Here is a 23,027-nt window from a genome sequence, read left to right on the forward strand (position 1 = left end):
TCCTACACCAGGAGCCTCGTCCCCACGACCGTGCTCAGAGCGGGCGAAAGGCGCAGTTCGGTCGCGCGCAGGGCGGGATGCTCCAGCCAGTGCAGCCGGGCGAGGTCGGGGGCGCCCTCGTGCAGCGGCGGCCAGGCGGTCGCCGGGGTGAAGTCGTCGACGACGACCGTCCCCCCGGGCGCCAGCAGCCGTTCGACGTCGGCGGGCGGGTCCCCGGGCGCCTTGCCCTGCCCGCCGCCGTCGAGCACGAGCAGGTCGAACGGGCCGTACTCCTCGATCCGCCGCCAGTCGCCGCTGAGCACGGTGACCTCGGGGCGGCCGGCGAAGACCCCGGCCGCAGACCGGGCCCGCTCCGGGTCCCGCTCCACACTGTGGAGCCGCACCCCGGGGCCCGCCCCCGATGCCAGCCACGCCAGCCCCACCCCGAGCCCGGTGCCGGTCTCGCCGATCCGTGCCCGGGCGCCGCCCGCCAACACGTGCAGCAGGCGGCCCTGTTCGGGGCGGCAGGAGTAGGGGAAGCCGTGCGCGCGGGCGGCCGTCAGAGCGGCCCGCACGAGGGGCGGGAGCCCGTCCAGACCGGTGTACGCGTCGGTGCCGTAAGTCGCCATACGTCATCTCTATGCGATGGGGACGGGCGGTCGGGGGTGGATGACGACATCGGCCACCACACAGCTCACGTTGTCGGGGCCGCCCGCCGCGTTGGCCTCGTCGACCAGCGACCGCACGGCGCTTTCAGGGCCCGGTTCCCCGGCGAGCAGTTCCTTGATCCGCCCGTCGGGTACCACCCCGGTCAACCCGTCCGAGCACAACAGATACCGGTCACCGGACCGGGCCTCGTGCAGCCGCAGATCCGGTGCCGGTGCCATGCCCCCGCCCAGGGCCTTCAACAGCAGAGCCCGCTGCGGATGGCTCAGGGCCTCCTCCGGTGTCAGCCGCCCCTCGTCGAGCAGGGACTGGACGACGCTGTGGTCGTGGGTGATCCGGAACAGCTCGCCGTCCCGCAGCAGGTAGGCCCGTGAGTCCCCGATGTGCACGAGCGCCAGCTTCGACCCCGTCCACAGCAGCGCGGTCAGCGTGGTGCCGTTCTCCTCGCCGCCCTCCGCGAGGTCCCGTACGGCCTCGCTCGCCCCCCGCACCGCATCCTCCAGCAGGTTCAGCACGCTGCCGGCGCCCAGTTCCTCTCCCTCGTCCAGGAACTTCAGCGCCTCCACGGCCGCGCTGCTCGCGGGTGCCCCCGCCGGGCCGAATCCGTCGGCCACGGCGAGCAGCCTGCGGCCCGCGTACACGGTGTCCTGGTTGGCCGGGCGGACGTGCCCGCGGTCGGAGTGGGCGGAATACCGCAGTTCCAGCATGGTGGTGTGGTCCCTTCCGGACTCGTCGGTCAGCTGGTCCACGAGGAACGCGGCGAGATCCCGTCGTACGGCCGTCTCCGCCTCGACCCGCGCCCAGTAGGCCCGGATCTCCCGCGCGGCACCCGCCGGGTCCAGGCCGCACACCGTGCGGATCTCGGCCAGCGGCATGCCCAGCCGCCGCAGCCAGGCCACGAGCCGGGCCCGCTGAAGCTGCTCCACGGCGTAGTACCGGTAGCCGGTGTCCGGGTCGACGCGTGCGGGCAGCAGCAGCTTCAGCTCGTCGTACAGCCGCAGCGCCTTGGGCGACAGCCGGCTCGCCTTGGCGAAGGCGCCGATCGTCAGCAGCTCCATGAAGACCTCGCGGTCATGAGAACCTCGCCTTCCTCGCTTCCGCCTCCGATGCTGGGGCTTCACCGAAGGTGAAGGTCAAATGGGCTGTCCCGGTTCCGTGGCCGGTTGTTAGCCTCGCCGGTGTTCGAGCCGTCGTACGACAGGGAGCCCGCCGTGTCCCGTATCGCCCTCGCCACCTACGACCCCGGAGCCGAGCCGAGCAAGGACAGCGACCTGCCCGTGCTGGTGCGGGCCCTGCGGGAGGCGGGGGCCGAGGCCGTCAGCCGGCACTGGGACGACCCGGACACCGACTGGGGCGGCTACGACCTGGTCGTCATCCGGTCGACCTGGGACTACAGCTGGCGCGCCGAGGAGTTCGGGGCGTGGGTGGAGCGCGTCGGCGCGGTGACCCGCCTCGCCAATCCGGCCGCCGTGGTGCGCTGGAACACGGACAAGCGCTACCTCGGGGAGCTGGCCGCGGCCGGCGTGCCCACGGTCCCCACGCGCTACATCGCCCCGGGCGAGCCCGCCGGCCTGCCCGCCGACCACGAGTACGTGATCAAGCCGACCTCCGGCGCGGGCGCCCGGTTCGCCGCCCGCTACACACCCGCCGAGCACGAGACGGCCGTACGGCAGCTGGCGCGGATGCACGCGCAGGGCTTCACCGCGATGGTGCAGCCCTATGTGCGGGGCATAGACGTCAGCGGGGAGCGGGCGCTGCAGTTCTTCGGCGGCGGCCTGCTGCATGCCAGCCGCAAGGGCGCCGTCCTCTCGCCCGGCACCCCCTACGACGCCGACAAGATCGCCCACCCCGGCCTGGAGCCCTGGCAGCCCACGGACGCCGAACTCGCCGTGGCCGAGAAGGCGTTGGCGGTCGCACCCGGCACGCCCGGGCTGCTGTACGCGCGCGTGGACCTCGTCGACGGCGAGGACGGACAGCCGCGCGTGATGGAGCTGGAGCTGGTGGAGCCGAACCTGTTCCTGTTCCTGCACCCGGGGTCACTGCCGCGCGTCACGGAGGCGATCCTGGCGGCGGCCGCGCAGGACTAGGGGGTGTCGTTCGGATCACCCCGGGTCCGCGACGCCCGGCACGGCACCTCGCCGCGTCGTCGCATCACGCGAGTACAGCAGCATGGGCGGGCAGATGTCCTTCGCGGGCCTCGGGGCGTACAGCGGGACGAAGTTCGCGCTGGAGGGCATGTCCGAGGCGCTCGCGGACGAGGTGCGGGAGTTCGGCATCAAGGTGCTGATCGTGGAGCCGGGCGGGTTCCGGACCTCGCTGATGGAACCCGGCCGGGCCGGGGCCAGCGCGGACAGCGGGGTGTACGCCAAGGTGGGCGAGACCCGCGGGGTCGTCGCCGGCGGCGACGGCACGCAGCCCGGTGACCCGGCCAAGGCGGCGGTGCTCATCCTCGCCGCGCTGGAGGCGGAGCGGACTCCGCTCAGGCTGTCGCTCGCCGACGACGGGGTGAGCGCAGTCCTGGCCCATCTCGACCAGGTCCGCGTGGACGTCGCCGGCTGGGAGAAGCAGGCCAGGGACACCGCCTTCGACGCCTGAGCCGGCTCAGTCCCGGACCGCGGTCCGCTGCAGCAGCCCCCAGGTGAACTCGGCCACGACCTCGTGCCGTACCCCGTCCCGGTCGGGGGCGGTGAGGGCCAGCCCCCAGCGGGTGGGGGCCGTGCCTTCCAGCGGGCGGGCGGGGGCGAAGGCGCGGGCGGCCTCGTCCACCGTGCACGACCACGGTACGAGGTCGTCCAGGGTGCGCAGGGCCGGGGCCGGGGCGCCCTCGGCGCGCACCAGCCACTCGTTCCAGACCGCGCCGTCGGGGGAGACGAGCACCTCGAAGCGCAGATCGGGCCAGAGGGGCAGTGCCCACCGCCGGGCCTCGCAGTCGACGTCACCGAGGCGGCGCCGGACGACGGACTCCGGTTCGCCGAGGACCGAGCGGTAGCGGGCGGCGGCGGACCGCGACCTCGGGGAGCGGACCATCGCCTGCCAGCGCTTGTTCGCCTCCCGCATGTCCGCGATCGAGACGCCCAGCGTGTGCCGGGCGTTCTCCACCAGGTCCGGGTTGTGGTCGGCCATGCGGCGCAGCAGCACCAGCTGGAAGTCGAGACGCATGGCATCCATGGTGCCCGGCTCGTTCCCGCCCATTGCCCGCGCAACTGTCTCTGACTAGCCTGTGTTCGTCATGCCGATCGTCTGTTGAAATCTCGAACACAGGCGCCTAGACCCAAGGGAGGGGGCCGGACGTGGGACGCCTCGTGCCTGCCGTGACCCGGGCTCTCGACATTCTTGAGCTGTTCCTCGACGGGGACGGGACGCTCTCCGCCCCCGACATCGTGCGCAAGCTGCAGCTGCCGCGCACCACCGTGCACGAACTGGTCACCACGCTCGCCGCGCGCTCGTACATCGTGCCCGTGCCGGGACAGCCCGGACGGTACCGGCTCGGCGTACGCCCGTACCAGCTCGGCAGCCGCTACGCCGAGCAGCTCGACCTCGCGGCCGAGGGGCACCAGGTGGCCCGCTCGGTGGCGGAGACCTGCGACGAGACGGTCCACGTGGCCATCCTCGAGGACACCGATGTCATCTACATCGCAAAGGTCGACTCCACGCACGCGGTGCGCATGGTCTCGGCCGCGGGCCGCCGCCTGCCCGCGCACTGCACCTCCGTCGGCAAGATGCTGCTGGCCTCGCTGCCGGAGCAGGAGCTTGCGGCGCGGATCCCGGACGGCGCCGAGCTGACCGCGATGACGCCCAACAGCATCACCGATCCCGCCGCCCTGCGCGAGTCCCTGGCTCAGATCCGGCAGCGGGGCATCGCGGTGGAGAGCCGCGAGTCCAACCCGGACGTGTCCTGTGTGGCCGCGCCGGTGCGCGACCGTGCCGGGCACGTGGTCGCCGCGCTGTCCATCTCGGTCCCCATGATCCGCTGGAGCGAGGAGCGGCGGGCCGAGCTGGAGCAGCTGGCCGCGAAGGGCGCGGCGGAGCTGTCGGAGCGGCTCGGACACCGGAGCGTGGCGTGACGGCGTACGAGGTCGCCGTGCACGCGCAGGCGACGCTCGGCGAGGGCCCGACCTGGGACCCGGCGACGGGCCGCCTCATCTGGCTGGACATCCTGGGCAGGCGTGTCCACACGTACGACCCCTCCTCCGGCCGCCGGACGGTCCGTACGACGGAGCAGCACGTCGGGGCGGCGAAGCCCCGCGCGGGCGGCGGCCTGGTGCTGAACCTCAGGGACGGCGTCGGCCTGCTCGACCCCGACGGCTCCTTCGGCTGGCTGCACCACGAGCCGGTGCCGGGCCGCCGTGCGAACGACGCGGCCGTCGCGCCCGACGGGTCGCTCTGGGCGGGCACGATGCGCTACGACGAGGCGACGGGCGGCGGCACGCTGTCCCGGCTGACCGGCGACGGGGCGGCGGAGACGATCCTGCCGGACGTGACCGTCAGCAACGGCACCGGCTGGAGCCCCGACGGCCGCCTGCTGTACTACGCCGACACCCCGACCCGGTGCGTGGACGTCTTCGACCACGACGGCGACGGCATCCGCAACCGCCGCACGCTGGCCGAGATCGAGGAGGGCGCGGGGTTCCCCGACGGCCTGACGGTCGACGCGGAGGGGTGCGTGTGGGTGGCGCTGTGGGACGGGGGAGCGGTACGCCGCTACACCCCGTCCGGCGACCTGGACCGCGTGCTCACGCTGCCGGCCCCGCGCACGACGGCCTGCGCGTTCGGCGGCCCGGACCTGACCGACCTGTATGTCACCACGGCGCGTGCGGGGCTTTCGGCACCGCACCCCCTGTCGGGCTCGGTACTGGTGGTGCCGGACGCGGGGAAGGGACTGCCGCAACCGGCGTTCGCGGGCTGACCGCCGCTGGAGCCGGGCGGTGTGGGCGGCAGGGGCCGGCGCCCGCCGGATCGGGCGGCCGGAGGCGCTCGGCGCCCCTCAGGCGTGGGCCGGTCCACAGGGGTGCGGCGCGTCGTGCGGTGCGCCCGGCTCCTTCGCCGCCCGCTGCGGCCGGTACGGGTCGCGGAGCAGTTCTCGGCCGGGCACCACCGCGTCGGCCTGTCCCGCACCACCATGTCCGTGGTCGACGGCACTCGGCATGACTCGGCGGCCCGCAGCCGCCCGGTCACCTCCGGCAGCAGTTCCTCCGCCCCGGCCCGGGCCCCCGCAGGAGCGTGTCCCGGACGAGGGAGCCGCCGAGGGAGGCCGACGGCCGGCTTCCGTTCAGTCATGCACGCCGACGCCCGCTGCCGGGACGGCCGCACGCGCGCGGACCGTCTCGATCTCCTCGGGACGGCGCAGGGCTCGGGAGACGGCCCCGATCTCCTGCAGCAGGTTCGTGGTGTCGGCTCCGGCAGCCGGACCGGCCGCCTCGGCCGCCTCGGGTGGCTCCGGGGTACGGCCCTTCGCCTCGATCGCGCCGAGGATGCTCACCGCGGCCGCCAGCGCCCGCGCCCGCTCCGGGGGGTGGCCGAGGCCGAGTGCGGCGTCGTACGACCGCCGGCCCAGGTCGGTGTCGATGTGCCGGGCCAGCGGCAGCAGCAGGTCGCGGATGAACGTCTCGCGCCGGGTCAGCCGCAGTTCGGGCCTGGCATGCAGCACGAACGGCACCGCGTCGCCGCTCGCCGACCTCATCAGCCGGTACAGAGGGCGCAGTTCACGATGGGCGCACCGGACCCGCCAGCGGTCGTGCAGGTACTGGCCGGCGTGCGGCAGGATGAAGCCGGCCGCGACCAGGATGGCGGACAGGGCGGCCACCGGCGGCGCGAGATCGGTGCTCAGCCAGTCCAGGTCGTGCCCCGACCAACGGGCACCGACGGCGACCAGCTTGCCCGCGTCGAAGATCAGGTTCAGGACGTACCCGGCACCGAGCAGCTTCAGCCCCCAGCGCAGCCAGGCGTCCAGGCCCTCGGCGCGCACCCAGTTCCAGATCAGGCGGGACGTGACCAGGCAGGCCACGGCGTGCGCGACGAGGTAGAGCAGGATCTCCTCGCGCATGAACGGCGTGGTGGCGTAGTACGTGTCGAGGTCCCGAAGCCGCTCCACAGAAGCGTCGGCGAGCAGGAACAGCGCCCACAGGGTGACGATCACCCCGCAGTACACCGACACCACCCAGCGGATCGCCCGCCGGGTGACGGGTGAGCGGTCGGCCGGGCCGTTGCGCCAGGTGATGATCAGCAGCAGACAGGAGCCGCACATCGCGGTGATGAGTGAATAGCACCATGGGGCAGCGATGTTGGGGACGCCGGTCAGCCGGTTGACCCGGGCGATGGTGGACGGCGCGCAGAACACGAAGACGCCGCTGGCGAGCAGCAGCATCCCGCCCACCGCGCGCAGCAGCGGGTCCCGCCACAGCCGGATGATGCCGGGCAGCTTGATCAGCAGAGCGAGGGTGAGGACCGCGGTGGGGATCCAGAAGGAGATGTAGAACTCGCCGAGGAGCCGGGAGGGGGCGAGCGCCAGCAGGGTCACCGCGCGCCTCCTCCCCGTCCGCGGTAGCCGAGGAGGCGTTGCACGGGGTCGAGCGGGGTGCCGGTGCCCCGGCCGGTGAGGCAGGGCCGGAGCAGGGTGGCGAGGCGGTGGCCGAAGTCGTCGGCCTCGGCCTCGTCGGTCGCGCGGGATCCGTTGCGGGCCGCGACGGTGAGTGCCCGCTCCCGCCAGCCGGGCTCGTCGGCGAGCGCGCGGGCCGCCGCCGCTCCGGCCAGGGGGTGGTGCCGGTGCCCGGCGTGCAGATGCCACAACTCATGGCCGAGGATGACCAGTTGCTGCACCGCCTCGGCCCGCTCCTCCACGATGACCAGGTCGAAGTCCTGGAACTCCACCCACAGGCCGGTGACCTCGATCTCGTCCGGGAAGCGCTCGAAGCGCAGTTCCACCGGCCGCCCGGCCCGCCGTGCGCTCATCTCCTCGCACAGGGCCCGGCACACCTCCCGTACGCCCTGCGGCGTCTGCGGTCGCGCACGGACGGCGGCGGCGAGGTCGGCGGCCAGGGAGCGCAACGCCGAGCGTGGGCGGGAGCGAAACAGCCGTGCGGCCGGCTGTGCCACCCGCCGTCGGGCTCCCCCGATGGTCATCGTTCCCCCTTCTCACCGCCCGCGTGCGGCTCGTCCGAGCGTACGCGCCTGGATGTGCTCGCGTCAGGCCATCCGGCGACCGTTGTTCAACGAGGAACGATCGCCTCCGCACCACCACGGGCGGCCGAAAGCAGCGTTCGGCCCATTGGCGTGCCGGCGCTTCGATTCTGCGGTCACGTTCGGGGTTACGTTCATCATTCGGTATATCGAACGACATGGCAAGGCATGGACCACCCCGGCGTGACACGAGAGGAACCCATGAGCAGGACCACCGCCCGCTTCACCCTCGACCCCGCCTTCACCGTCGGCGAGGTCGGCCCCCCGCCTTTTCGGTCCTTCGTGGAACACCTCGGCCGCTGCGTCCGCACGGGCGTCTTCGAGCCGGACCACCCCTCGGCGGACGGGACAGGTCTGCGCACCGACGTCCTCGGCCTCGTCCGGAAGTACGGCGAGACGGACCTGCTGGACGCCACCGCCGTCCGCGCGGCCGACCGCACGGTCACCGTCCTCGCCGTGAACCGCAGCCGCACCGAGCCGCTCACGCCGGAAGTCGCCCTCGGCGGACTCGGCCTGAGGACCGTCACCGAGCACAGCGCCCTCGCGGACGCCGGCCCCGACGCCCGCAACACCCTGGACGACCCCGAGCGGGTCACCCCGCACCCCGTCGAGGGCACCGCCCTGGCGGACGGCACCCTCACGGCCGTACGGGAGCCGCTGCCCTGGAACGTGATCCGGCCGGCACAGCGGTGAGGCTCAGCGGCCGGGGGAGGGAACCTGGGTCACCGGTACTCCTCCGGTCGCCCGGCCCAGCAGGGTCAGGCCCGCCTTCCCGGGGCCGGACAGCGTGGTGAACTCCGAAAGGACCGCCAGCGCCAGGGTGTTGGTGCCCCGCGTGCGCAGGATGCCGTTCGGCAGGACGAAGGTGTGCTGCGGTCCGACGTTGTTGACGTACTGGCCCATGTTCCAGCCGTTGAGGAAGATCTGCGCCCGGTAGGCCCGGTACGGGTCGTCCTGAAGGGTCAGGCCGACCGAGGCGTCGATGTCGGCCGGGACGGACAGCCGGAACGTCGTCCGGTACCAGGTCACGCCCTGCCGCCGCTCGGTCCGCGGGAAGGTCACCGCCTCCCAGTCCCGGTCGGGGAAGCCGGGCAGGTGCCAGCCCTCCCGCTCCCCGTACAGGCCGCCGTTGTTCTGCGGCCCGCGCACCGGATCCGGCGCCGCCTCGCCCTGGATGCGCCACGTCACCTTCGGCGTGGCCCCCTTGAAGAGGGCGGCGGTGAGTCCGCGGGCCACCTTGTGGGTGTCCAGCGCCTTGCCGTCCTGGTCGTGCTGCATGCGCCGGACCAGGACCGACAGCACGTGCCGGCCGGGCGAGCGCAGCCGCTCGCCCACCGGGAAGACGGCGGTGGCGTCCCAGCTGCCCTTCCTGACCGTGGTGTCCTTGTCCGGCACGGGCATCCGGTGGGTGCCCAGCGGCTCGCCGTCCAGCCACGCCATGAGCAGGCCCTGCGTGCCGGTGGTGTAGGCGAGCGAGACCTCCTCGATGCCCAAGGAGCCGGTGAACGTGCCCCGGTACCAGACGTCTCCGTAGTGGAAGCCGTAGTCGTCGGCGAACAGCACCGGCTGGTCCCGCGGTACCGGAGTGACGCTGTGCGAGGACGTCCGGTCGGCGACCTTCCAGGACGAGTCGTCGAAGTTGGGTCCCGCCTCCGGGTTCTCCGTCCGCATCCGCCAGCCGCCCAGCCGGGGCAGCGCCACCTCGGGCACGGAGGGCAGCAGCCCGGTGGTCATCAGACTTCCGGACATGGTGACCCGGGTCGGCACCTTCCGCCCGTTCCACACCAGGCTCGCGATGCCGCGCGGCCCCCACACCTCCACGCTGGTCTCCCCGATGACATCACCCGTCAGATGCACCTCGGAACCGCGCAGCTCGGCGTGGCGCAGCAGCGCCGGGCCGTACACCAGCAGGGTGCCGGACGGGGTGTCGTAAGGGAACATGCGCACGGCGGTGGCGTCGTCGGCGAAGAGCAGCAGCAGCGGGGTGTCGCTCTCGCCCTTGTCGACCAGCACCCGGGTCAGACCGCCCTGCCCGAGGGGCGCGTTGACGTGCAGTTCGTTGCTGTCGTACGCCCAGGCGGCCTCCGGGTCGAGCCGGGTGACGTACGGCTCGACCGGGCACTTCAGGACCAGGTCCGCCATCTCGTCGCGGCGCCCCGTGAACACCGCGATCTCCTGCCGTCCCGCCGTCAGGCACACCATGGGCTGCGCCGTGGAGTACTTCAGCGTCCGCTTGCCGAGCGGGAGTCCGGTGGTCAGCATGCGGGCGTCGCGCGCGGGCACGGTGAGCCGCAGCTTCCCGGCGTCCGTCGGCAGCTCGGTGGTGACCGGCTCCGCGCCGTCGTTGCGGGCCACGTACACATGGGTGCCCGTGTCCTGGTTGGCCAGGTGGTAGACCTTCAGCCCCGCCGCCCGCACGTCCGCCGCCCGGTCCAGCCGGGCGAAGTCGGGCACGCGCTGCAGGAGATGCCCGAGCTGGTGCATCGGGGCGATCTTGTCGGTGACGTTGCGCCCCTCGTCGATCGCCGCCCCGTAGTCGTACGACGTGTAGACGACCGGCGCCGGCAGCCAGCCCCAGGAGGTGCCGCCGAAGGTCATGTAGACGTTGTGCAGGGTGAGGCCGTTGGCGAGGTTGGTGAGGTAGAAGCGGCGTTCGTAGGCCGCGTCCCGGGTGCGCCGCGACTCGGCGTACCCCTTGCCGTCGAACCAGGACCCGCCCCACGGGTCGAACCAGCCACCCCCGAACTCGGGCACGAAGCCGGGCGTCCGCGGCGAGGCGGTGGACCCGCCGGTCGGTCCGCCGCGCCCGAAGGTGCCCCAGTCCGGCGGCACCTCGGACGGCGACGGATACCCGTCGAACCCGTACAGCCAGCCGCCCGACTCCCCGCCGGTGTCGAACGATCCCGGGACCCAGTGGCCGTTGCGGCCCTTGTCGTTGTGGAAGAGCGGGACGTCGATGCCGTCCGACCGCACCTTCTTGTACAGGTGGGACATGTAGTCCCGGCCGGCCGGTTCCTTGACGTGGGCGTCGTACTCGTTCTCGATCTGGTAGAGCAGGACCGTTCCCGTGCCCCGGGTGAACAGATGCCGGCGGACGATCCGGTTCACCTGCGTCAGCCACTCGTCGACGTACGAGAGATAGGTCGGGTCGGCGGTGCGGGCCGTCCCCTTCGTCGCCGTCAGCCAGCCCGGGAAGCCACCGCCGTCGATCTCGGCGTTGATGTACGGGCCGGGCCGCAGGATGACGTACAGACCGGTCTCGGCGGCCATGCGCAGGAAGAGGTCTAGGTCCCGGATGCCGGAGAAGTCGTAGTGCCCGGGCGCGGGGGAGTGGTAGTTCCACGACACGTAGATGCTCACGGCGTTGTAGCCGTGCGCGCGCATCTTCTGCAGGACGTCCCGCCACAGGGAGGGGCTGGGCAGCCGGAAGGGATGCATCTCGCCGGACCACACGACCAGCCGCCTGCCGTCGACCAGCAGGGAGTAGCGGTCGTACCCGATCGTGTGAGGCTCCCCGTCCGGGCGCGGCGGTGCGGGCGACGGGCCGGTCGGCACACTGCGCGCAGCGTACGCCGAGGAGGCCCCCGGGCCGCCGCTGCCGCCCAGGGCGAAGCCGAGCGCGGACGAGCCGGCGAGGGCACTGAAGGTACGTCTGCTGAGCGCCAAGGGTTCCTCCCGGGCGGTCTTACGGGGCGCGGGTGCGGCCATTGTCCATGGAGATACGCCCCACAATGGACCCATGAGGATCTCGGCGCGGGCGGATTACGCGGTACGGGCGGTACTGGAGCTGGCCGTACGGCAGGGTAACGGCCCGGTGAAGGCAGAGGAAATCGCTGCTGTACAGGATATTCCCCACAAGTTCCTGGAAGGCATCCTGGGCGACCTCCGGCGCGCCGGGATCGTCGAGAGCCGGCGTGGCGGGGGCGGCGGCTACCGGCTGGCCCGTACCGCGGCCGCGATCACTGTGGCGGACGTCATCCGGGCGGTGGACGGCCCGATCGTCTCCGTGCGCGGCGAACGCCCGACCGGCCTGTCCTACACGGGCACTGCCCAGCCCCTGCTGCCCCTGTGGATCGCCCTGCGCGCCAACGTCCGCCGGATCCTGGAGGGCGTCACGATCGCCGACCTCGCGGCGGACGCGCTGCCCGAACCGGTACGGGCGCTGGCGGCGGAGCCGGCGGCGTGGGAGAACCCCTAGAAGTCCGCTGCCCCCTCCGGGACGAGAGGGGGCAGCAGTGGTCAGCCGGCCGGCACGGAAATCGTCCCGTACAGCGTCCAGTGGTCCGAGGAGCCGTGGGTGGTGGAAACCTTGCACGTGCTGAACGGAGCGTTCCGCGGGGCGAAGATGTGGTCGATCTTCTGCGTCGGGTTGCCCGCCGCGTCGGCGACGGCTGTTGACGTGCCGGTGCGGGGACGGTTCAGGTCATCGAGCTGGGCGCACTCACGGTACGACGCGTACGTGCCCTCCAGGATTGTGCGATTGCCGCCGTCGTCGCCGGTCGAGTCCGGGCCCACCGAGTTCAGGTCGCCGCCGAACACGGGCCGGTAACCCGCGGGCGCCTGCTTGGCGATGCCCATGAGCTCAGCGGCCTGCTTCTTCCGGAACGTCCCGTCCCCGTCCTCGTAGCCCAAGCCGGCGCTGAAGTGGGACGTGCACACGTGCAGTGCGCGCTCGGGCAGGTCCGCGCAGAGCGCCGGGCGCTGCTCGGCCTTCTTCGTCTTGTTGCCATCGTTCTTGTCCACGAACGAAGCGGGAGACTCAAGGGTGTATCCCTTGTAGTACGTGTTCGAAGCCGGTACGGCCAACGCGACGCCGAATGCCCCTCGGTCGAGCCCGTCCGCCATCGCGCATTCCTTCTGGGCCTTCACACCGTACTGACCGAGGACCGACTGGCCGAGCTCTCCCAGGTTGTAGGTGGTGGGTGCGAAACGCACGTCCCACTGGCGGTGGGTGCGCGTCTCCAATGCCTCTTCCACCGGCTTCGCGTGCTTCTCGCAGAATTCCTGGAAGAAGATCACGTCGGGCAGGACCTCAGGGTCGCTCCCCGGCTGCGCCAGCCGGTCGATGATCTCCGCCTTCACCTGCGCCTGGCCGGCCAGGTTCTCGTCCCAGCAGTGCTTGTTGTTGTTGGCGCAGACATTCCAGGTCATGACGCTCAGGTCGGACTTGGGAACGGTGGCGGGAGCCGGGCTGCCTGCGATCGTGCCCTGCTGGCCCAGCGGTACCAGAGTGAACCGTTCCCACTTGCCGACGGACGCCGACCGGGCCCTGAGCATGTCCTTGTCGTCGCCCTCGGAGGCGTGTTCGACGCTGATGTACAGGCCGCTGTCCACCGACTGCAGCGCGATCTGCATCGGCCCCTCGGACTCGTGGGATTCGACGACGAACTGCTGCCAACTCCCGATGACGCCGCCTCGGGCCTGCATCATGCCCTCGTAGTTGCCGGTCGCGTTCCGCTCGGTCGTCGCGAAGAAACCGGTCACCGCGGAACGTAGTCCGATGTTCTTCCCGGCGTGATTGGTGTGCAGTGTGAATTGCTCCCACAGGCCGACACTCGAAGCCGTCGCCGTCATTCGTCCGTTGTTGTCCGGATCGACTGAGACATAAAGGTTGTTGGCCTCGGATCTCAACGCGTAGCGCTCACCGGCGGATTTGGCGACGTTTTCCGCGTCCGCGGATATCGTCGCCGCCTGAGCGGGCGCCGCATGCAGGAGTGACAACCCCATGGCCAGTGCCACGACGGAAAAAAGAATCGACAGTGCCCGTCGCACTTAAGCCTCCCCCTATTGTGGATTTCCTGTGTATTCGCCGGGAGTCTACGGTGCGTTCATCCGCAGGGGAGCGCGGGGTGGCGGAGCGTGCCGGGTGCCGCCCCTGGGTGCGCCTGTGAACGGCCCGCTGTGAATGGCCGGAGTTCACCCTCCCGGGCGGGAGCAGGGCTTCCTACGATTCCCTCGCCTCCCCCGTCTTCACAGGTTCCACACAGTTTCTTCAATGTTGAACGGACGGGCCGGAGGGCCAACCCCCCACTCGACAACCTGGAGAAACCATGGCTGGTGGACTCCTCCTGAGCGGCGCCTTGGCCGCTCTCCTCACCACCGCGCTACCCGCTTCGACGTCCTCCCCCGTCTTCGACGACCCGCCCCCGGACAAGATCGTCATCGACGTCGCCACGGTGAACGGCTCGGGCTGTCCGCAGGGCACGGCCGCCGTGGCCGTCTCCCCGGACAACACCGCCTTCACGGTGACCTACAGCAACTACCTGGCCCAGGTCGGCGGCAACTCCGACCCCACGGCCTTCCGCAAGAACTGTCAGCTCAACCTGGTCGTACACGTCCCGCAGGGCTTCACCTACGCGATCGCCAGCGCGGACTACCGGGGCTTCCTCTCGCTCCAGCCGGGCGCGACCAGCACGCAGAAGGCGTCGTACTACTTCCAGGGCTCCCCGAACACCGCGCAGAAGACCCACCCCTTCAACGGCCCCTACAACGACGACTGGCAGGCCACCGACAGCACCGACTGGGCCCAACTGGTCTGGGCCCCCTGCGGAGTCCTGCGCAACTTCAACATCAACACCGAGCTGCGGGTGGCCGCGGGCAGCTCGGCACCCGGCAAGGTGAGCTTCATGACGATGGACTCGACCGACGGGGACATCAGCACCGTGTACCACCTGGCATGGCAGCAGTGCCCGCCGAAGTAGCCGGGTCCGGCGTGTGACCGCGTCGCCCGGCCGGTGCTCACGCCCGCGTCCCGGAACTGTCCGGGGCGTCGGGGCGGTGGCGCCGGTAGTGCCGGGCGGCGCGGGCACGGTTGCATCGCCTTCCACCTGCTCGACGAGCATCGTCCGACGCCGCATTACCGCGTCGTGCCCTGACACCCCGGTCTACGCGAACTGCACCACTTCCAGCGACTTCAACGCCATGGACCCAACCTCCGATGAGCGGGCGAGCCAGGAGGGAAAACAAGTTCAGCACAGCAGGTGACGGCGGGTGCAGGGGAGGATCGCCGCCCGAAACCGACCGAAGGCATGGACCGGGGGCACACGCGCCGTGCGCGCGGCGCACACCCGCCGGCTCAGCCCGCCTGCCCCATCCCCGCCGCGTTCGGCCAGCTCTGTGCGTTGGGCCAGCCGGTCGCCGGGGCCGGGGTGAGGCCCGTCACCGGGGCGCCGGGGGCGGTCATGCCGCGTACCTGCGCGGCCGTGAGGCCCCCGCGGGCCGGGACGCCCGGCGGGGTGGGGCCGAGCGCGGCGGCGGGAGCCGGGAGGGGGACGGGTGCTGGGAGGACGGGTGCAGGGGCAGGAGCGACCGGGACCGGGGCGGGTGCCACGGGGACCGGGGCGGGTACCGGTACCGGTACGGGTTCCGGGAAGGGCGCCGGTGCTGGGAAGGGCGCCGGTGCGGGCGCCGGTGCCGGCACGGGGGCCGGAGCGATCGGCTGCTGCATCGGTACCAGCGCCACCGGCTGCTGTATCGGTATCGCCTGGGCTGCCGCCGGCATCGGCATCCCGCCGCCGGTCGGCGGTACGGCGGCGGGGAGCGGCATGCCGGTGCCGACGGCCGGGGCGGTGGCGAGCCCCGGGGTGGGGGCGGCCGCGGCGGCCTGTGCGGTCAGCCGCATGCCGGACCCGTTGGTCTCGCTCATCAGCCGGTCCACGGCCGCCGTACCCGAGCTGTAGCTGGTCCCTGTGCCCAGCTCGGGTACGGCGGCTCCCCTCCTGGACCCGTAGAGCACCTGCTCCAGGCCGGACACCAGGCGACGCACGTCGACCTGGGGGCGCACCACGAGTCTCAGGAAGCGGCTGGAGGAGCCGATCTTGTTGCCGCACTCGCGGACCAGGATCCGGTGCTCGGTGAGCATCCGGTCCCGGACCACCGTGCCCTCGGCCCCCACGGGAAGGCGCACGAAGAGGAAGTTGCCCTGGGAGGGGTAGACGGTCAGGCCGGGCAGGGCCGAGAGCTGGCTGGCCATCTCCAGGCGGTCACGGCGTACCTGCATCAGGCTCTGCGCGTACTCGGCGCCGTGTTCCTTCAGCATGAACACCACGTGCTCGGCGAAGGAGTTGAGGTTCCATTTCGGGAGCATCGAGCGGACGCGGCCCGCCAGGGCCGGGTTCGCCACCAGATAGCCGAAGCGTATGCCGTGCAGGCCGAAATTCTTGCCGAGGCTGCGGAGCACGACCACGTTGGGGCGGAGCATCGCCTCCTGGACGACGCTCGGAGCGGCCTCCGCGTCGGCGAACTCCAGGAACGACTCGTCCACGACCACCAGGTCCAGATCGGTCATCGCGTCCATGAACTGCACCACCGTCTGCTTGCGCAGATAACCGCCGTCGGGGTTGTTCGGGTTGCAGATGACGGCCACCCGGGTGCCCCGGGCCCGGATGAAGTCCGCGTACTGGGCCAGGTCCAGCGCGAAGCCGTTCGCCTCCTGGAGCGGGAACATGTCGACCCGCTTGCCGGTCTCCATCGGCTGGTCGGTCCAGCGGCCGAAGGTGGGGACGGGGATCGCCAGGGACTCGCGGACCAGGAGATGGTCGATCCAGGTGATCAGTTCTGTCGAGCCGTTGCCCATGGCCACGCACTGCGGCGGCAGCTGCAGCAGGCTGCACAGCTCGGCCGTGATGGTGTCGGCGCTGCTCGGGTAGTACGTGATGATCTCGCGCAGCCGCGCCCCCATCTCCTCGAACATGGCGGGGGTGGGGAAGTAGGGGTTGCACGGGATGCAGAAGTCCACCGGGCCCGACCCGTCGCTCTCCCGCGTCAGCGCCGCCATCGAAGGGCTGTGCGCGGCGGTGTTGCGGAACAACGAGGTGACGTTGTCAGGCAAGGGGACCTCCGTCGAAGGGTGGCCCGTGCGGGGGAGCACGGGCCACCCATGAATACGGAGGCGACGGAGGTGGTGTTCAACTCGCGGGACACGTGAGCCAGTTCACTCCCCGGGTGAACGAGGGTGATCTCAGGCGTCGAAGGAGTGGATCGTCGTCGTCCGGTAGGTCTGCCCCGGCCGGAGCACGGTGACGGGAAGTCGGCGTGGTTCGGCGAGTCCGGGAAGTGCTGGGTCTCCAGGCACAGCGCGTCGACCTGGCGGTAGGTGCGGCCGCCGGTGCCGGTCAGGGTGCCGTCGAGGAAGTTGCCGGAGTAGAACTGCAGGCCCGGCTGGTCGGTGGCGATCTTCAGGGTGCGGCCGGAACGCGGGTCGCGGAGCGTGGCGATGTGCTCGGGCCCCGCGGTGAGGCCCTTGTCCAGGGCCCAGTTGTGGTCGTAGCCCTTGGCCTGCACCTGCTGCTCGTGGCCGGCCCGGATGTCCCGGCCGATCGGCTTGGCCTTGCGGAAGTCGAAGGGGGTGCCGGCGACCCGGGCCAGTTCGCCGGTGGGGATCAGACCCGGGTCGGTGGGGGTGTAGCGGGAGGCGGCGATGCGGAGTTCGTGGTCCTCGATCGTGCCGCTGCCCTCGCCGGCCAGGTTCCAGTAGACGTGGCTGGTGAGATTGACGACGGTGGCTCGGTCGGTGGTGGCCTCGTAGTCGATGCGCCATGCGCCGTGCCGGTCGAGGGTGTACGTCACCTTCGTCCTGAGCGTGCCCGGGTAGCCCATCTCGCCGTCGACGCTGGTGTAGTGCAGGTGCAGCCCGACGTCGGTGCCCTCGGTGAACGGCTCCACGTCCCACATGTGCTTGTCGAAGCCCTTGGTGCCGCCGTGCAGGCTGTTCACGCCGTCGTTGACGGACAGCTGGTGGGTCTTGCCGTCCAGGGTGAACCGGCCCTTGCCGATGCGGTTGCCGTAGCGGCCGATCAGGGCGCCGAAGTACGGCGTCTTCGCCACGTAGTCGTCGATGTCGTCGAAGCCCAGCGAGACGTTGGCGCAGTGGCCGTGGCGGTCGGGGATCTCCAGGCTCTGGACGACGCCGCCCCAGTTGAGGACCTTCAGCCGGGTGCCGCCGTTCTCCAGCGACCAGCGGTAGATCTTCGTGCCGTCGGCGAGCTTGCCGAAGGGTTCTTTCACCGGCTTCCTTCCCGGGGCCGAACCGGTAGCGGCCTGGGCGTTGCCCGTGCCGAGGGTGGTGGCGGCGACACCTGCGGCCGCGGCTCCTGCGATGACCGTACGTCTGTTCAGTTCCATGTGCGGCTCCTGCACAAAGGAGGGGCCCCACCGGCTTTCCTGTGGGGCCCGATCTGACTTACGAACCGGACTTGCGCTTGTTCCACACGTCGAATCCGACGGCCAACAGCAGGGCGAAGCCCTTGATGACCTGCTGCCAGTCGGTGCCGACGCTGAGGAGGTTCATGCCGTTGTTCAGCACACCGAGGACGAGGCCGCCGATGATCGCGCCGAGGACGGTGCCGACACCGCCGCTCATGGACGCGCCACCGATGAATGACGAGGCGATCGCCTCGAGTTCGTAGTTCAGGCCGGCCTTCGGCGAGGCCGCGTTGAGGCGGGAGGCGATCGCCAGGCCCGCCAGGGCCGCGAGCGCGCCCATGTTCAGGAAGACGTAGAAGGTGACCTTCTTGTCCTTGACGCCGGACAGCTTGGCCGCCGGCAGGTTGCCGCCGATCGCGTAGACGTGGCGGCCGAACACCGCGTTGCGCATCATGTAGCCGTAGCCGACCACCAGTGCGCCGAGGATGATCAGCACGATCGGGGCGCCCTTGTAGCTGGCGAGCAGCAGCGTGAGGGTGAGGACCGCGGCGACCAGGGCGACCAGCTTGAGCAGGAAGAGCCGGGTGGGCAGGACGTCCAGGGCGAACTCCTGCTGCCGGCGGCGGTCCCGCACCTCCTGCCACACCACGGCGGCGATCAGGACGAGGCCGAGGAGCAGCGTGAGGTTGTGGTAGTTGGTGTTCGGGCCGACCTCGGGCAGGAAGCCGGTGAACATCTTCTGCAGGCCGCCTGGGAAGGGGCCGAGGGTCTGGCCCTTGAGCAGGATCTCCGTGAATCCGCGGAAGATCAGCATCCCGGCGAGGGTGACGATGAACGACGGTATGCCGAGATACGCGATGAAGAACCCCTGTGCCGCGCCCGCCGCCGCGCCCACCAGCAGGCACAGCACCACGGCGATCGGCCAGGGCACACTGTGCTGCACCGTCAGCACGGCCGCGAACGCGCCCACGAACGCGGTCAGCGAGCCGACCGAGAGGTCGATGTGCCCGGCGATGATCACCAGCATCATGCCGATCGCGAGGATCAGGACGTAGGCGTTCTGCAGCACCAGGTTGGAGACGTTGTGCGGCAGCAGCAGGTCCCCGTCGGTCCAGATCGCGAAGAGGACCACGATCAGGCCGAGCGCGATCAGCATGCCGTACTGGCGCATGTTGCGGCGCAGGCCGTCCAGCATCAGCTGGAGCACTCCCCCCTCGGCGGCCGATCCGCTCTTGCCCGGCGGCGCGGGGGCCGGGCTCTTGGCGGTCACATCCGTGCTCATCGCGTTACCTCTTTGTCCTTTGTCATATGGCGCATCAGCACTTCCTGCGTGGCCTCGGCCCGCGGCACCTCACCGGTCAGCCGGCCCGCGGCCATCGTGTAGATGCGGTCGCACATGCCGAGCAGTTCGGGCAGCTCGGAGGAGATGAAGACGACCGCCTTGCCCTGGGCGGCGAGTTGGTCGATGACCGTGTAGATCTCGTACTTGGCGCCCACGTCGATGCCGCGCGTGGGCTCGTCCAGGATCAGCACGTCGGGGCCGGCGAAGATCCACTTGCTGAGGACGACCTTCTGCTGGTTGCCGCCCGACAGCTTGCCCACCGGCTCGAAGACGGTCGGCGCCTTGATGTTCATGGACGTGCGGAAGCCCTCGGCGACCTGCCGTTCCTCGTGCTCGTCCACGACACCCCGCCTGGCCACTTTGTCCAGCGCGGTCAGCGAGATGTTGCGGCTGATGGTGTCGATGAGGTTGAGGCCGTAGTGCTTGCGGTCCTCGGTGACATAGGCGATGCCGTGCCGGACCGCCTCGGCGACGGACTTCGTCCGGATCTCCGTGCCGTCCTTCAGGACCGTGCCGCCCGCGTAGCGGCCGTAGGAGCGGCCGAAGACGCTCATCGCGAGTTCGGTGCGGCCGGCGCCCATCAGGCCCGCGATGCCGACGATCTCCCCGCGACGCACCTCGATCGAGACGTCGTCCACGACCTTGCGCTGCTGGTCGATCGGGTGGTGCACGGTCCAGTTGCGGATCTCCAGCGCGGGGGCCGCGCCCTCCTCGGGCCGGTGCGGGGTGCGCTCGGGGAAGCGGTGGTCGAGGTCGCGGCCGACCATGCCGGCGATGATCCGCTCCTCGGTCGTCTCCGGCGCCTTGACGTCGAGGGTCTCGATGGACCGGCCGTCCCGGATGATCGTCACCGAGTCGGCGACCCGGCGGATCTCGTTCAGCTTGTGGGAGATGATGATCGAGGTGATGCCCTGGTCCTTCAACTCCAGAATCAGATCGAGGAGTTTGCCGCTGTCCTCGTCGTTGAGGGCCGCCGTCGGCTCGTCCAGGATCAGCAGCTTCACCTGCTTCGACAGCGCCTTGGCGATCTCCACGAGCTGCTGCTTGCCCACGCCGATGTCGGCGACGCGGGTCTCCGGGTGCTCGTCGAGACCGACCCGGCGCAGCAGTTCGGTGGCGTGTCCGAGGGTCTCGTTCCAGTCGATGAGCCCGCGCCGGGCGTGCTCGTTGCCGAGGAACAGGTTCTCCGCGACGGAGAGGTACGGCACCAGCGCCAGCTCCTGATGGATGATGACGATGCCGTGCTGCTCGCTCGCCCGGATGTCCCTGAACCGGCAGGGCTCCGACTCGAAGAGGATGTCCCCCTCGTAACTGCCGTACGGGTGGACGCCGGAGAGCACCTTCATCAGGGTGGACTTGCCGGCGCCGTTCTCCCCGCAGATGGCGTGGACCTCGCCCCGCCGGACGGTCAGGGTGACGTCCGAGAGCGCCTTGACTCCGGGAAAGGTCTTGACGATCGAGCGCATTTCCAGGACGGGTCCCGCCATGGTCGTGCCTTCCAATCCGTAGGAATCAGGGCGGGTTACTTCAGCTCGGACTCGGTGTAGTAGCCGCCGTCGATCAGGACCTGCCGGTAGTTGGTCTTGTCGACACTCACCGGCTGCAGCAGGTAGGAGGGGACGACCTTGGTGCCGTTGTCGTACGACTTGGTGTCGTTGACCTCGGGCTTCTTGTTGTTGAGGACGTCGTCGACCATGGTCGAGGCGACCTCGGCGAGCTTGCGGAGGTCCTTGTAGACCGTCTGCGTCTGCTGACCGGCGATGATCGACTTCACCGAGGCCAGCTCGGCGTCCTGGCCGGTGACGACCGGCAGCGGCTTGCTCCCCGAGCCGTAGCCGTCCGACTTCAGCGAGGACAGGATGCCGATGGAGATGCCGTCGTACGGCGACAGGACCGCGTCGACCTTCTGCGACTGGTAGGACGAGGTCAGGATGTCGTCCATGCGCTTCTGCGCGGTGGCGCCGTCCCAGCGCAGGGTGGTGACCTTGTTGAGGTCGGTCTGGCCGGAGCGGACGACCAGCTGCTTCTTGTCGATGTACGGCTTCAGCACGCTCATCGCGCCGTTGAAGAAGTACCGGGTGTTGTTGTCGTCGTTGGAGCCGGCGAACAGCTCGATGTTGAACGGGCCCTTCGCGCCGCTGTCCAGGCCCAGCTTCTGCACGATGTACGTGCCCTGCAGCCGGCCGACCTTCTCGTTGTCGAAGGACGCGTAGTAGTCGACGTTCTTGGTGCCGAGGATGAGGCGGTCGTAGGAGATGACGGGGATGCCGGCGTCCGCCGCCTCCTGGAGCACGTTGTTCAGCGACTTGTTGTCGATCGCGGCGACGATCAGGCCCTTGACGCCCTGGGTGATCAGGTTCTCGATCTGGGAGACCTGGGTGTCCGGGTCGTCCTCGCCGTAGACCAGCTTGGTCTTGTAGCCCTTGGCCTCCAGGTCCTTGACCACGTTCTTGCCGTCGGAGATCCAGCGCTCGGAGGACTTGGTCGGCATCGCGATGCCGATGGTGCCGCCCTTGGCACTGCCCTTGTCCTCCTTGCTGCCGCCGCTGCCGCTCTGGCCGCATGCGGACAGGGTGAGGGCGAGCGAGGCGGCGCCGGCTATGGCGGTGAGAGCGGCTCTGCGGTTGCGCATGTGATCAGTCCTTGTTCGTCTCGTCGTTGAGCGGGGTCACGCGTTGCCGGGGAAGCGGTGGAGCGGGCCGGGCAGCCGGGAGCCGAGCGGCGCCATGCCGTCGTCCGCGCCGTGCCGGGCGAGCAGGTCCAGGGCGAGTCGGCCGCGCCGCACCCGCTCCCGGGCGGTGTCCAGGGTCACGTCCCGCAGATGGGTGCCCCACGGGTAGATGCCGGGAGCCTTGGACAGGCCGAACTTCAGGTAGAGGGGTGCGCCGCGCCTGATCAGCTCGGCGACCTCGTACATCCGGACATAGCCGCCGAGGTCGTCGGGGGCCTCGATGTACATGTCCATGGGGGCGCCGGACACCCGGCGGATCTCCGTGAGGTGATCCAGCGTCAGATCGCTGGGCACGTTGATCGAGTCGGCGCCGAGCCGCTCGTAGACGGCGTACGACGTCGGGTTGACGGGGCCGATGAGCGCCGAGACCTTCAGCGTGGTGCCGGCCGGGATGATCCCGGCCGCGCGCGCCCGGTGCAGGGTCCACAGCACGCCCTCGTCGGCGACCAGCAGGCACTGGACGCCCAGTTCGGTGGCCCGTACGGCGTCTTCGACACAGCCGGCGACGGCGTCGTGGCCGCGGGCGCGCAGTCCCGCCCCGCGCGAGTCCGAGCGCACCGAGCCGCCGGTGTCCCACGTGCCGCGCGGGCCGGTGAACAGGCACAGCTCGATGTCACGCCCGCCGGTCGCGTCGACCATCTCGGTGATCTCGGCGTCGGTGAGCATCCACACGCCGCTGCCCTGGCTGATCCGGTGGATCGGCACATCGAGGCGTGAGGCCTCCTTGAGCACGACCGCCAGCGCCTCGGGCCCCTCGCACGAGGGGATCTCGGTGCGCCAGCGGCCGCCGCCCGGGAAGCTGTGGGCGGAGGCGTCGGCGGGGTCGAGGGCGGGTGCGCCGAGGCCGAGTGCGGCGAGCACCTGCTCGCCGGGCCTGCGGGCTGCCGGGGCGGAAGCGTCGGTCACAAGCTGTCCTTAGTGTTCGGTATTTCGGACAAGGTTCGCGTCCCTGGGTATGGATAAGTCCTTGGTGGTACGCCGGTCGGGGCG

The 23,027-nt window shown here is 70.8% G+C and carries 17 protein-coding genes and 3 pseudogenes; 7 read left to right on the top strand and 13 right to left on the bottom strand.

Going from position 1 to position 23,027, the window contains the following annotated elements:
• Nucleotides 1-2 precede the first annotated feature (2 nt).
• Nucleotides 3-608, bottom strand: coding sequence for an O-methyltransferase (locus tag ACIRU3_RS24500; RefSeq protein WP_404059868.1), 606 nt, complete (start codon nt 606-608; stop codon nt 3-5).
• A 9-nt stretch (nt 609-617) separates the two neighbouring features.
• Nucleotides 618-1,703, bottom strand: a complete 1,086-nt coding sequence (locus tag ACIRU3_RS24505; protein ID WP_404059871.1) for a MerR family transcriptional regulator — start codon at nt 1,701-1,703, stop codon at nt 618-620.
• A gap of 153 nt (nt 1,704-1,856) precedes the next feature.
• On the opposite strand from ACIRU3_RS24505, the gene ACIRU3_RS24510 reads away from it, so the two are divergent.
• Together ACIRU3_RS24510 and ACIRU3_RS24515 are read left to right on the top strand one after the other, a co-directional pair.
• Nucleotides 1,857-2,732, top strand: coding sequence for a RimK family alpha-L-glutamate ligase (locus tag ACIRU3_RS24510; RefSeq protein WP_404059874.1), 876 nt, complete (start codon nt 1,857-1,859; stop codon nt 2,730-2,732).
• A 70-nt stretch (nt 2,733-2,802) separates the two neighbouring features.
• Nucleotides 2,803-3,240: pseudogene (locus tag ACIRU3_RS24515) on the top strand (SDR family NAD(P)-dependent oxidoreductase); the annotation flags it as partial.
• Between the two features lie 6 nt (nt 3,241-3,246).
• Here ACIRU3_RS24515 and ACIRU3_RS24520 read toward each other — a convergent pair.
• A complete protein-coding gene (locus ACIRU3_RS24520; protein WP_404059876.1) occupies nt 3,247-3,837 on the bottom strand; it encodes a hypothetical protein in 591 nt (196 codons plus the stop codon).
• A 98-nt stretch (nt 3,838-3,935) separates the two neighbouring features.
• On the opposite strand from ACIRU3_RS24520, the gene ACIRU3_RS24525 reads away from it, so the two are divergent.
• Complete coding sequence (locus ACIRU3_RS24525; protein ID WP_404059879.1) at nt 3,936-4,709, top strand: IclR family transcriptional regulator; 774 nt, start codon at nt 3,936-3,938, stop codon at nt 4,707-4,709.
• Nucleotides 4,706-5,551 (top strand): SMP-30/gluconolactonase/LRE family protein, encoded by an 846-nt coding sequence (locus ACIRU3_RS24530; RefSeq protein WP_404059882.1) that lies wholly within the window; start codon nt 4,706-4,708, stop codon nt 5,549-5,551. The genes ACIRU3_RS24525 and ACIRU3_RS24530 overlap by 4 nt, the downstream gene beginning before the upstream one ends.
• A gap of 363 nt (nt 5,552-5,914) precedes the next feature.
• Here the strand turns inward: ACIRU3_RS24530 and ACIRU3_RS24535 are convergent, their stop codons facing one another.
• Together ACIRU3_RS24535 and ACIRU3_RS24540 are read right to left on the bottom strand one after the other, a co-directional pair.
• Nucleotides 5,915-7,162 (bottom strand): MAB_1171c family putative transporter, encoded by a 1,248-nt coding sequence (locus ACIRU3_RS24535; protein ID WP_404059885.1) that lies wholly within the window; start codon nt 7,160-7,162, stop codon nt 5,915-5,917.
• A complete protein-coding gene (locus ACIRU3_RS24540; protein WP_404059887.1) occupies nt 7,159-7,764 on the bottom strand; it encodes a toxin-antitoxin system, toxin component family protein in 606 nt (201 codons plus the stop codon). Before ACIRU3_RS24540 ends, ACIRU3_RS24535 begins: the two co-directional genes overlap by 4 nt.
• Before the next feature lie 438 nt (nt 7,765-8,202).
• On the opposite strand from ACIRU3_RS24540, the pseudogene ACIRU3_RS24545 reads away from it, so the two are divergent.
• Nucleotides 8,203-8,514, top strand: a pseudogene (locus tag ACIRU3_RS24545) (alpha-N-arabinofuranosidase); the annotation flags it as partial.
• A gap of 3 nt (nt 8,515-8,517) precedes the next feature.
• Here ACIRU3_RS24545 and ACIRU3_RS24550 read toward each other — a convergent pair.
• On the bottom strand, nt 8,518-11,487 hold the full coding sequence (locus ACIRU3_RS24550; RefSeq protein ID WP_404059889.1) for a beta-galactosidase: 2,970 nt from the start codon (nt 11,485-11,487) through the stop codon (nt 8,518-8,520).
• Nucleotides 11,488-11,560: 73 nt separating this feature from the next.
• On the opposite strand from ACIRU3_RS24550, the gene ACIRU3_RS24555 reads away from it, so the two are divergent.
• Nucleotides 11,561-12,019, top strand: coding sequence for an RrF2 family transcriptional regulator (locus ACIRU3_RS24555; RefSeq protein WP_404059893.1), 459 nt, complete (start codon nt 11,561-11,563; stop codon nt 12,017-12,019).
• 41 nt (nt 12,020-12,060) lie between these two features.
• On the opposite strand, the gene ACIRU3_RS24560 is transcribed toward ACIRU3_RS24555, so the two are convergent.
• Nucleotides 12,061-13,395 (bottom strand): endonuclease/exonuclease/phosphatase family protein, encoded by a 1,335-nt coding sequence (locus tag ACIRU3_RS24560; protein ID WP_404059896.1) that lies wholly within the window; start codon nt 13,393-13,395, stop codon nt 12,061-12,063.
• A gap of 476 nt (nt 13,396-13,871) precedes the next feature.
• Here ACIRU3_RS24560 and ACIRU3_RS24565 point away from each other — a divergent pair, with 476 nt between their 5' ends.
• On the top strand, nt 13,872-14,522 hold the full coding sequence (locus ACIRU3_RS24565; RefSeq protein WP_404059899.1) for a DUF4360 domain-containing protein: 651 nt from the start codon (nt 13,872-13,874) through the stop codon (nt 14,520-14,522).
• Nucleotides 14,523-14,896: 374 nt separating this feature from the next.
• Here the strand turns inward: ACIRU3_RS24565 and ACIRU3_RS24570 are convergent, their stop codons facing one another.
• From ACIRU3_RS24570 to ACIRU3_RS24595, 6 genes and pseudogenes are all read right to left on the bottom strand, one after another.
• Nucleotides 14,897-16,651: a pyridoxal phosphate-dependent aminotransferase gene (locus ACIRU3_RS24570; protein WP_404059901.1), complete on the bottom strand. Its 1,755-nt coding sequence runs from the start codon at nt 16,649-16,651 to the stop codon at nt 14,897-14,899.
• A 129-nt stretch (nt 16,652-16,780) separates the two neighbouring features.
• A pseudogene (locus ACIRU3_RS24575) lies at nt 16,781-17,943 on the bottom strand (aldose epimerase family protein).
• A 58-nt stretch (nt 17,944-18,001) separates the two neighbouring features.
• Nucleotides 18,002-19,246, bottom strand: coding sequence for a multiple monosaccharide ABC transporter permease (mmsB, locus tag ACIRU3_RS24580; protein WP_404059904.1), 1,245 nt, complete (start codon nt 19,244-19,246; stop codon nt 18,002-18,004).
• A complete protein-coding gene (gene mmsA, locus ACIRU3_RS24585; RefSeq protein WP_404059907.1) occupies nt 19,243-20,793 on the bottom strand; it encodes a multiple monosaccharide ABC transporter ATP-binding protein in 1,551 nt (516 codons plus the stop codon). Before mmsA ends, mmsB begins: the two co-directional genes overlap by 4 nt.
• 35 nt (nt 20,794-20,828) lie before the next feature.
• Entirely contained in the window at nt 20,829-21,938 is a 1,110-nt protein-coding gene (gene chvE, locus ACIRU3_RS24590) for a multiple monosaccharide ABC transporter substrate-binding protein (protein ID WP_404059909.1), read from the bottom strand.
• A 36-nt stretch (nt 21,939-21,974) separates the two neighbouring features.
• Nucleotides 21,975-22,943 carry a hypothetical protein gene (locus ACIRU3_RS24595; protein ID WP_404059911.1) on the bottom strand — a complete coding sequence of 323 codons (969 nt, stop codon included), beginning with the start codon at nt 22,941-22,943 and terminating at the stop codon, nt 21,975-21,977.
• Between the last annotated feature and the right edge of the window lie 84 nt (nt 22,944-23,027).

Source organism: Streptomyces sp. NPDC101151 (assembly GCF_044768335.1).
Taxonomy (GTDB): Bacteria; Actinomycetota; Actinomycetes; order Streptomycetales; family Streptomycetaceae; genus Streptomyces.

Bases quoted from the DNA above. Each gene is read 5' to 3' on its own strand.
- ACIRU3_RS24520 (WP_404059876.1), bottom strand. From the start codon at position 3,837: ATGGGCGGGAACGAGCCGGGCACCATGGATGCCATGCGTCTCGACTTC.
- ACIRU3_RS24540 (WP_404059887.1), bottom strand. From the start codon at position 7,764: ATGACCATCGGGGGAGCCCGACGGCGGGTGGCACAGCCGGCCGCACGG.
- ACIRU3_RS24560 (WP_404059896.1), bottom strand. From the start codon at position 13,395: ATGACGGCGACGGCTTCGAGTGTCGGCCTGTGGGAGCAATTCACACTG.
- ACIRU3_RS24565 (WP_404059899.1), top strand. From the start codon at position 13,872: ATGGCTGGTGGACTCCTCCTGAGCGGCGCCTTGGCCGCTCTCCTCACC.
- mmsA (WP_404059907.1), bottom strand. From the start codon at position 20,793: ATGGCGGGACCCGTCCTGGAAATGCGCTCGATCGTCAAGACCTTTCCC.
- ACIRU3_RS24500 (WP_404059868.1), bottom strand. From the start codon at position 608: ATGGCGACTTACGGCACCGACGCGTACACCGGTCTGGACGGGCTCCCG.
- chvE (WP_404059909.1), bottom strand. From the start codon at position 21,938: ATGCGCAACCGCAGAGCCGCTCTCACCGCCATAGCCGGCGCCGCCTCG.
- ACIRU3_RS24555 (WP_404059893.1), top strand. From the start codon at position 11,561: ATGAGGATCTCGGCGCGGGCGGATTACGCGGTACGGGCGGTACTGGAG.
- ACIRU3_RS24505 (WP_404059871.1), bottom strand. From the start codon at position 1,703: ATGGAGCTGCTGACGATCGGCGCCTTCGCCAAGGCGAGCCGGCTGTCG.
- mmsB (WP_404059904.1), bottom strand. From the start codon at position 19,246: ATGAGCACGGATGTGACCGCCAAGAGCCCGGCCCCCGCGCCGCCGGGC.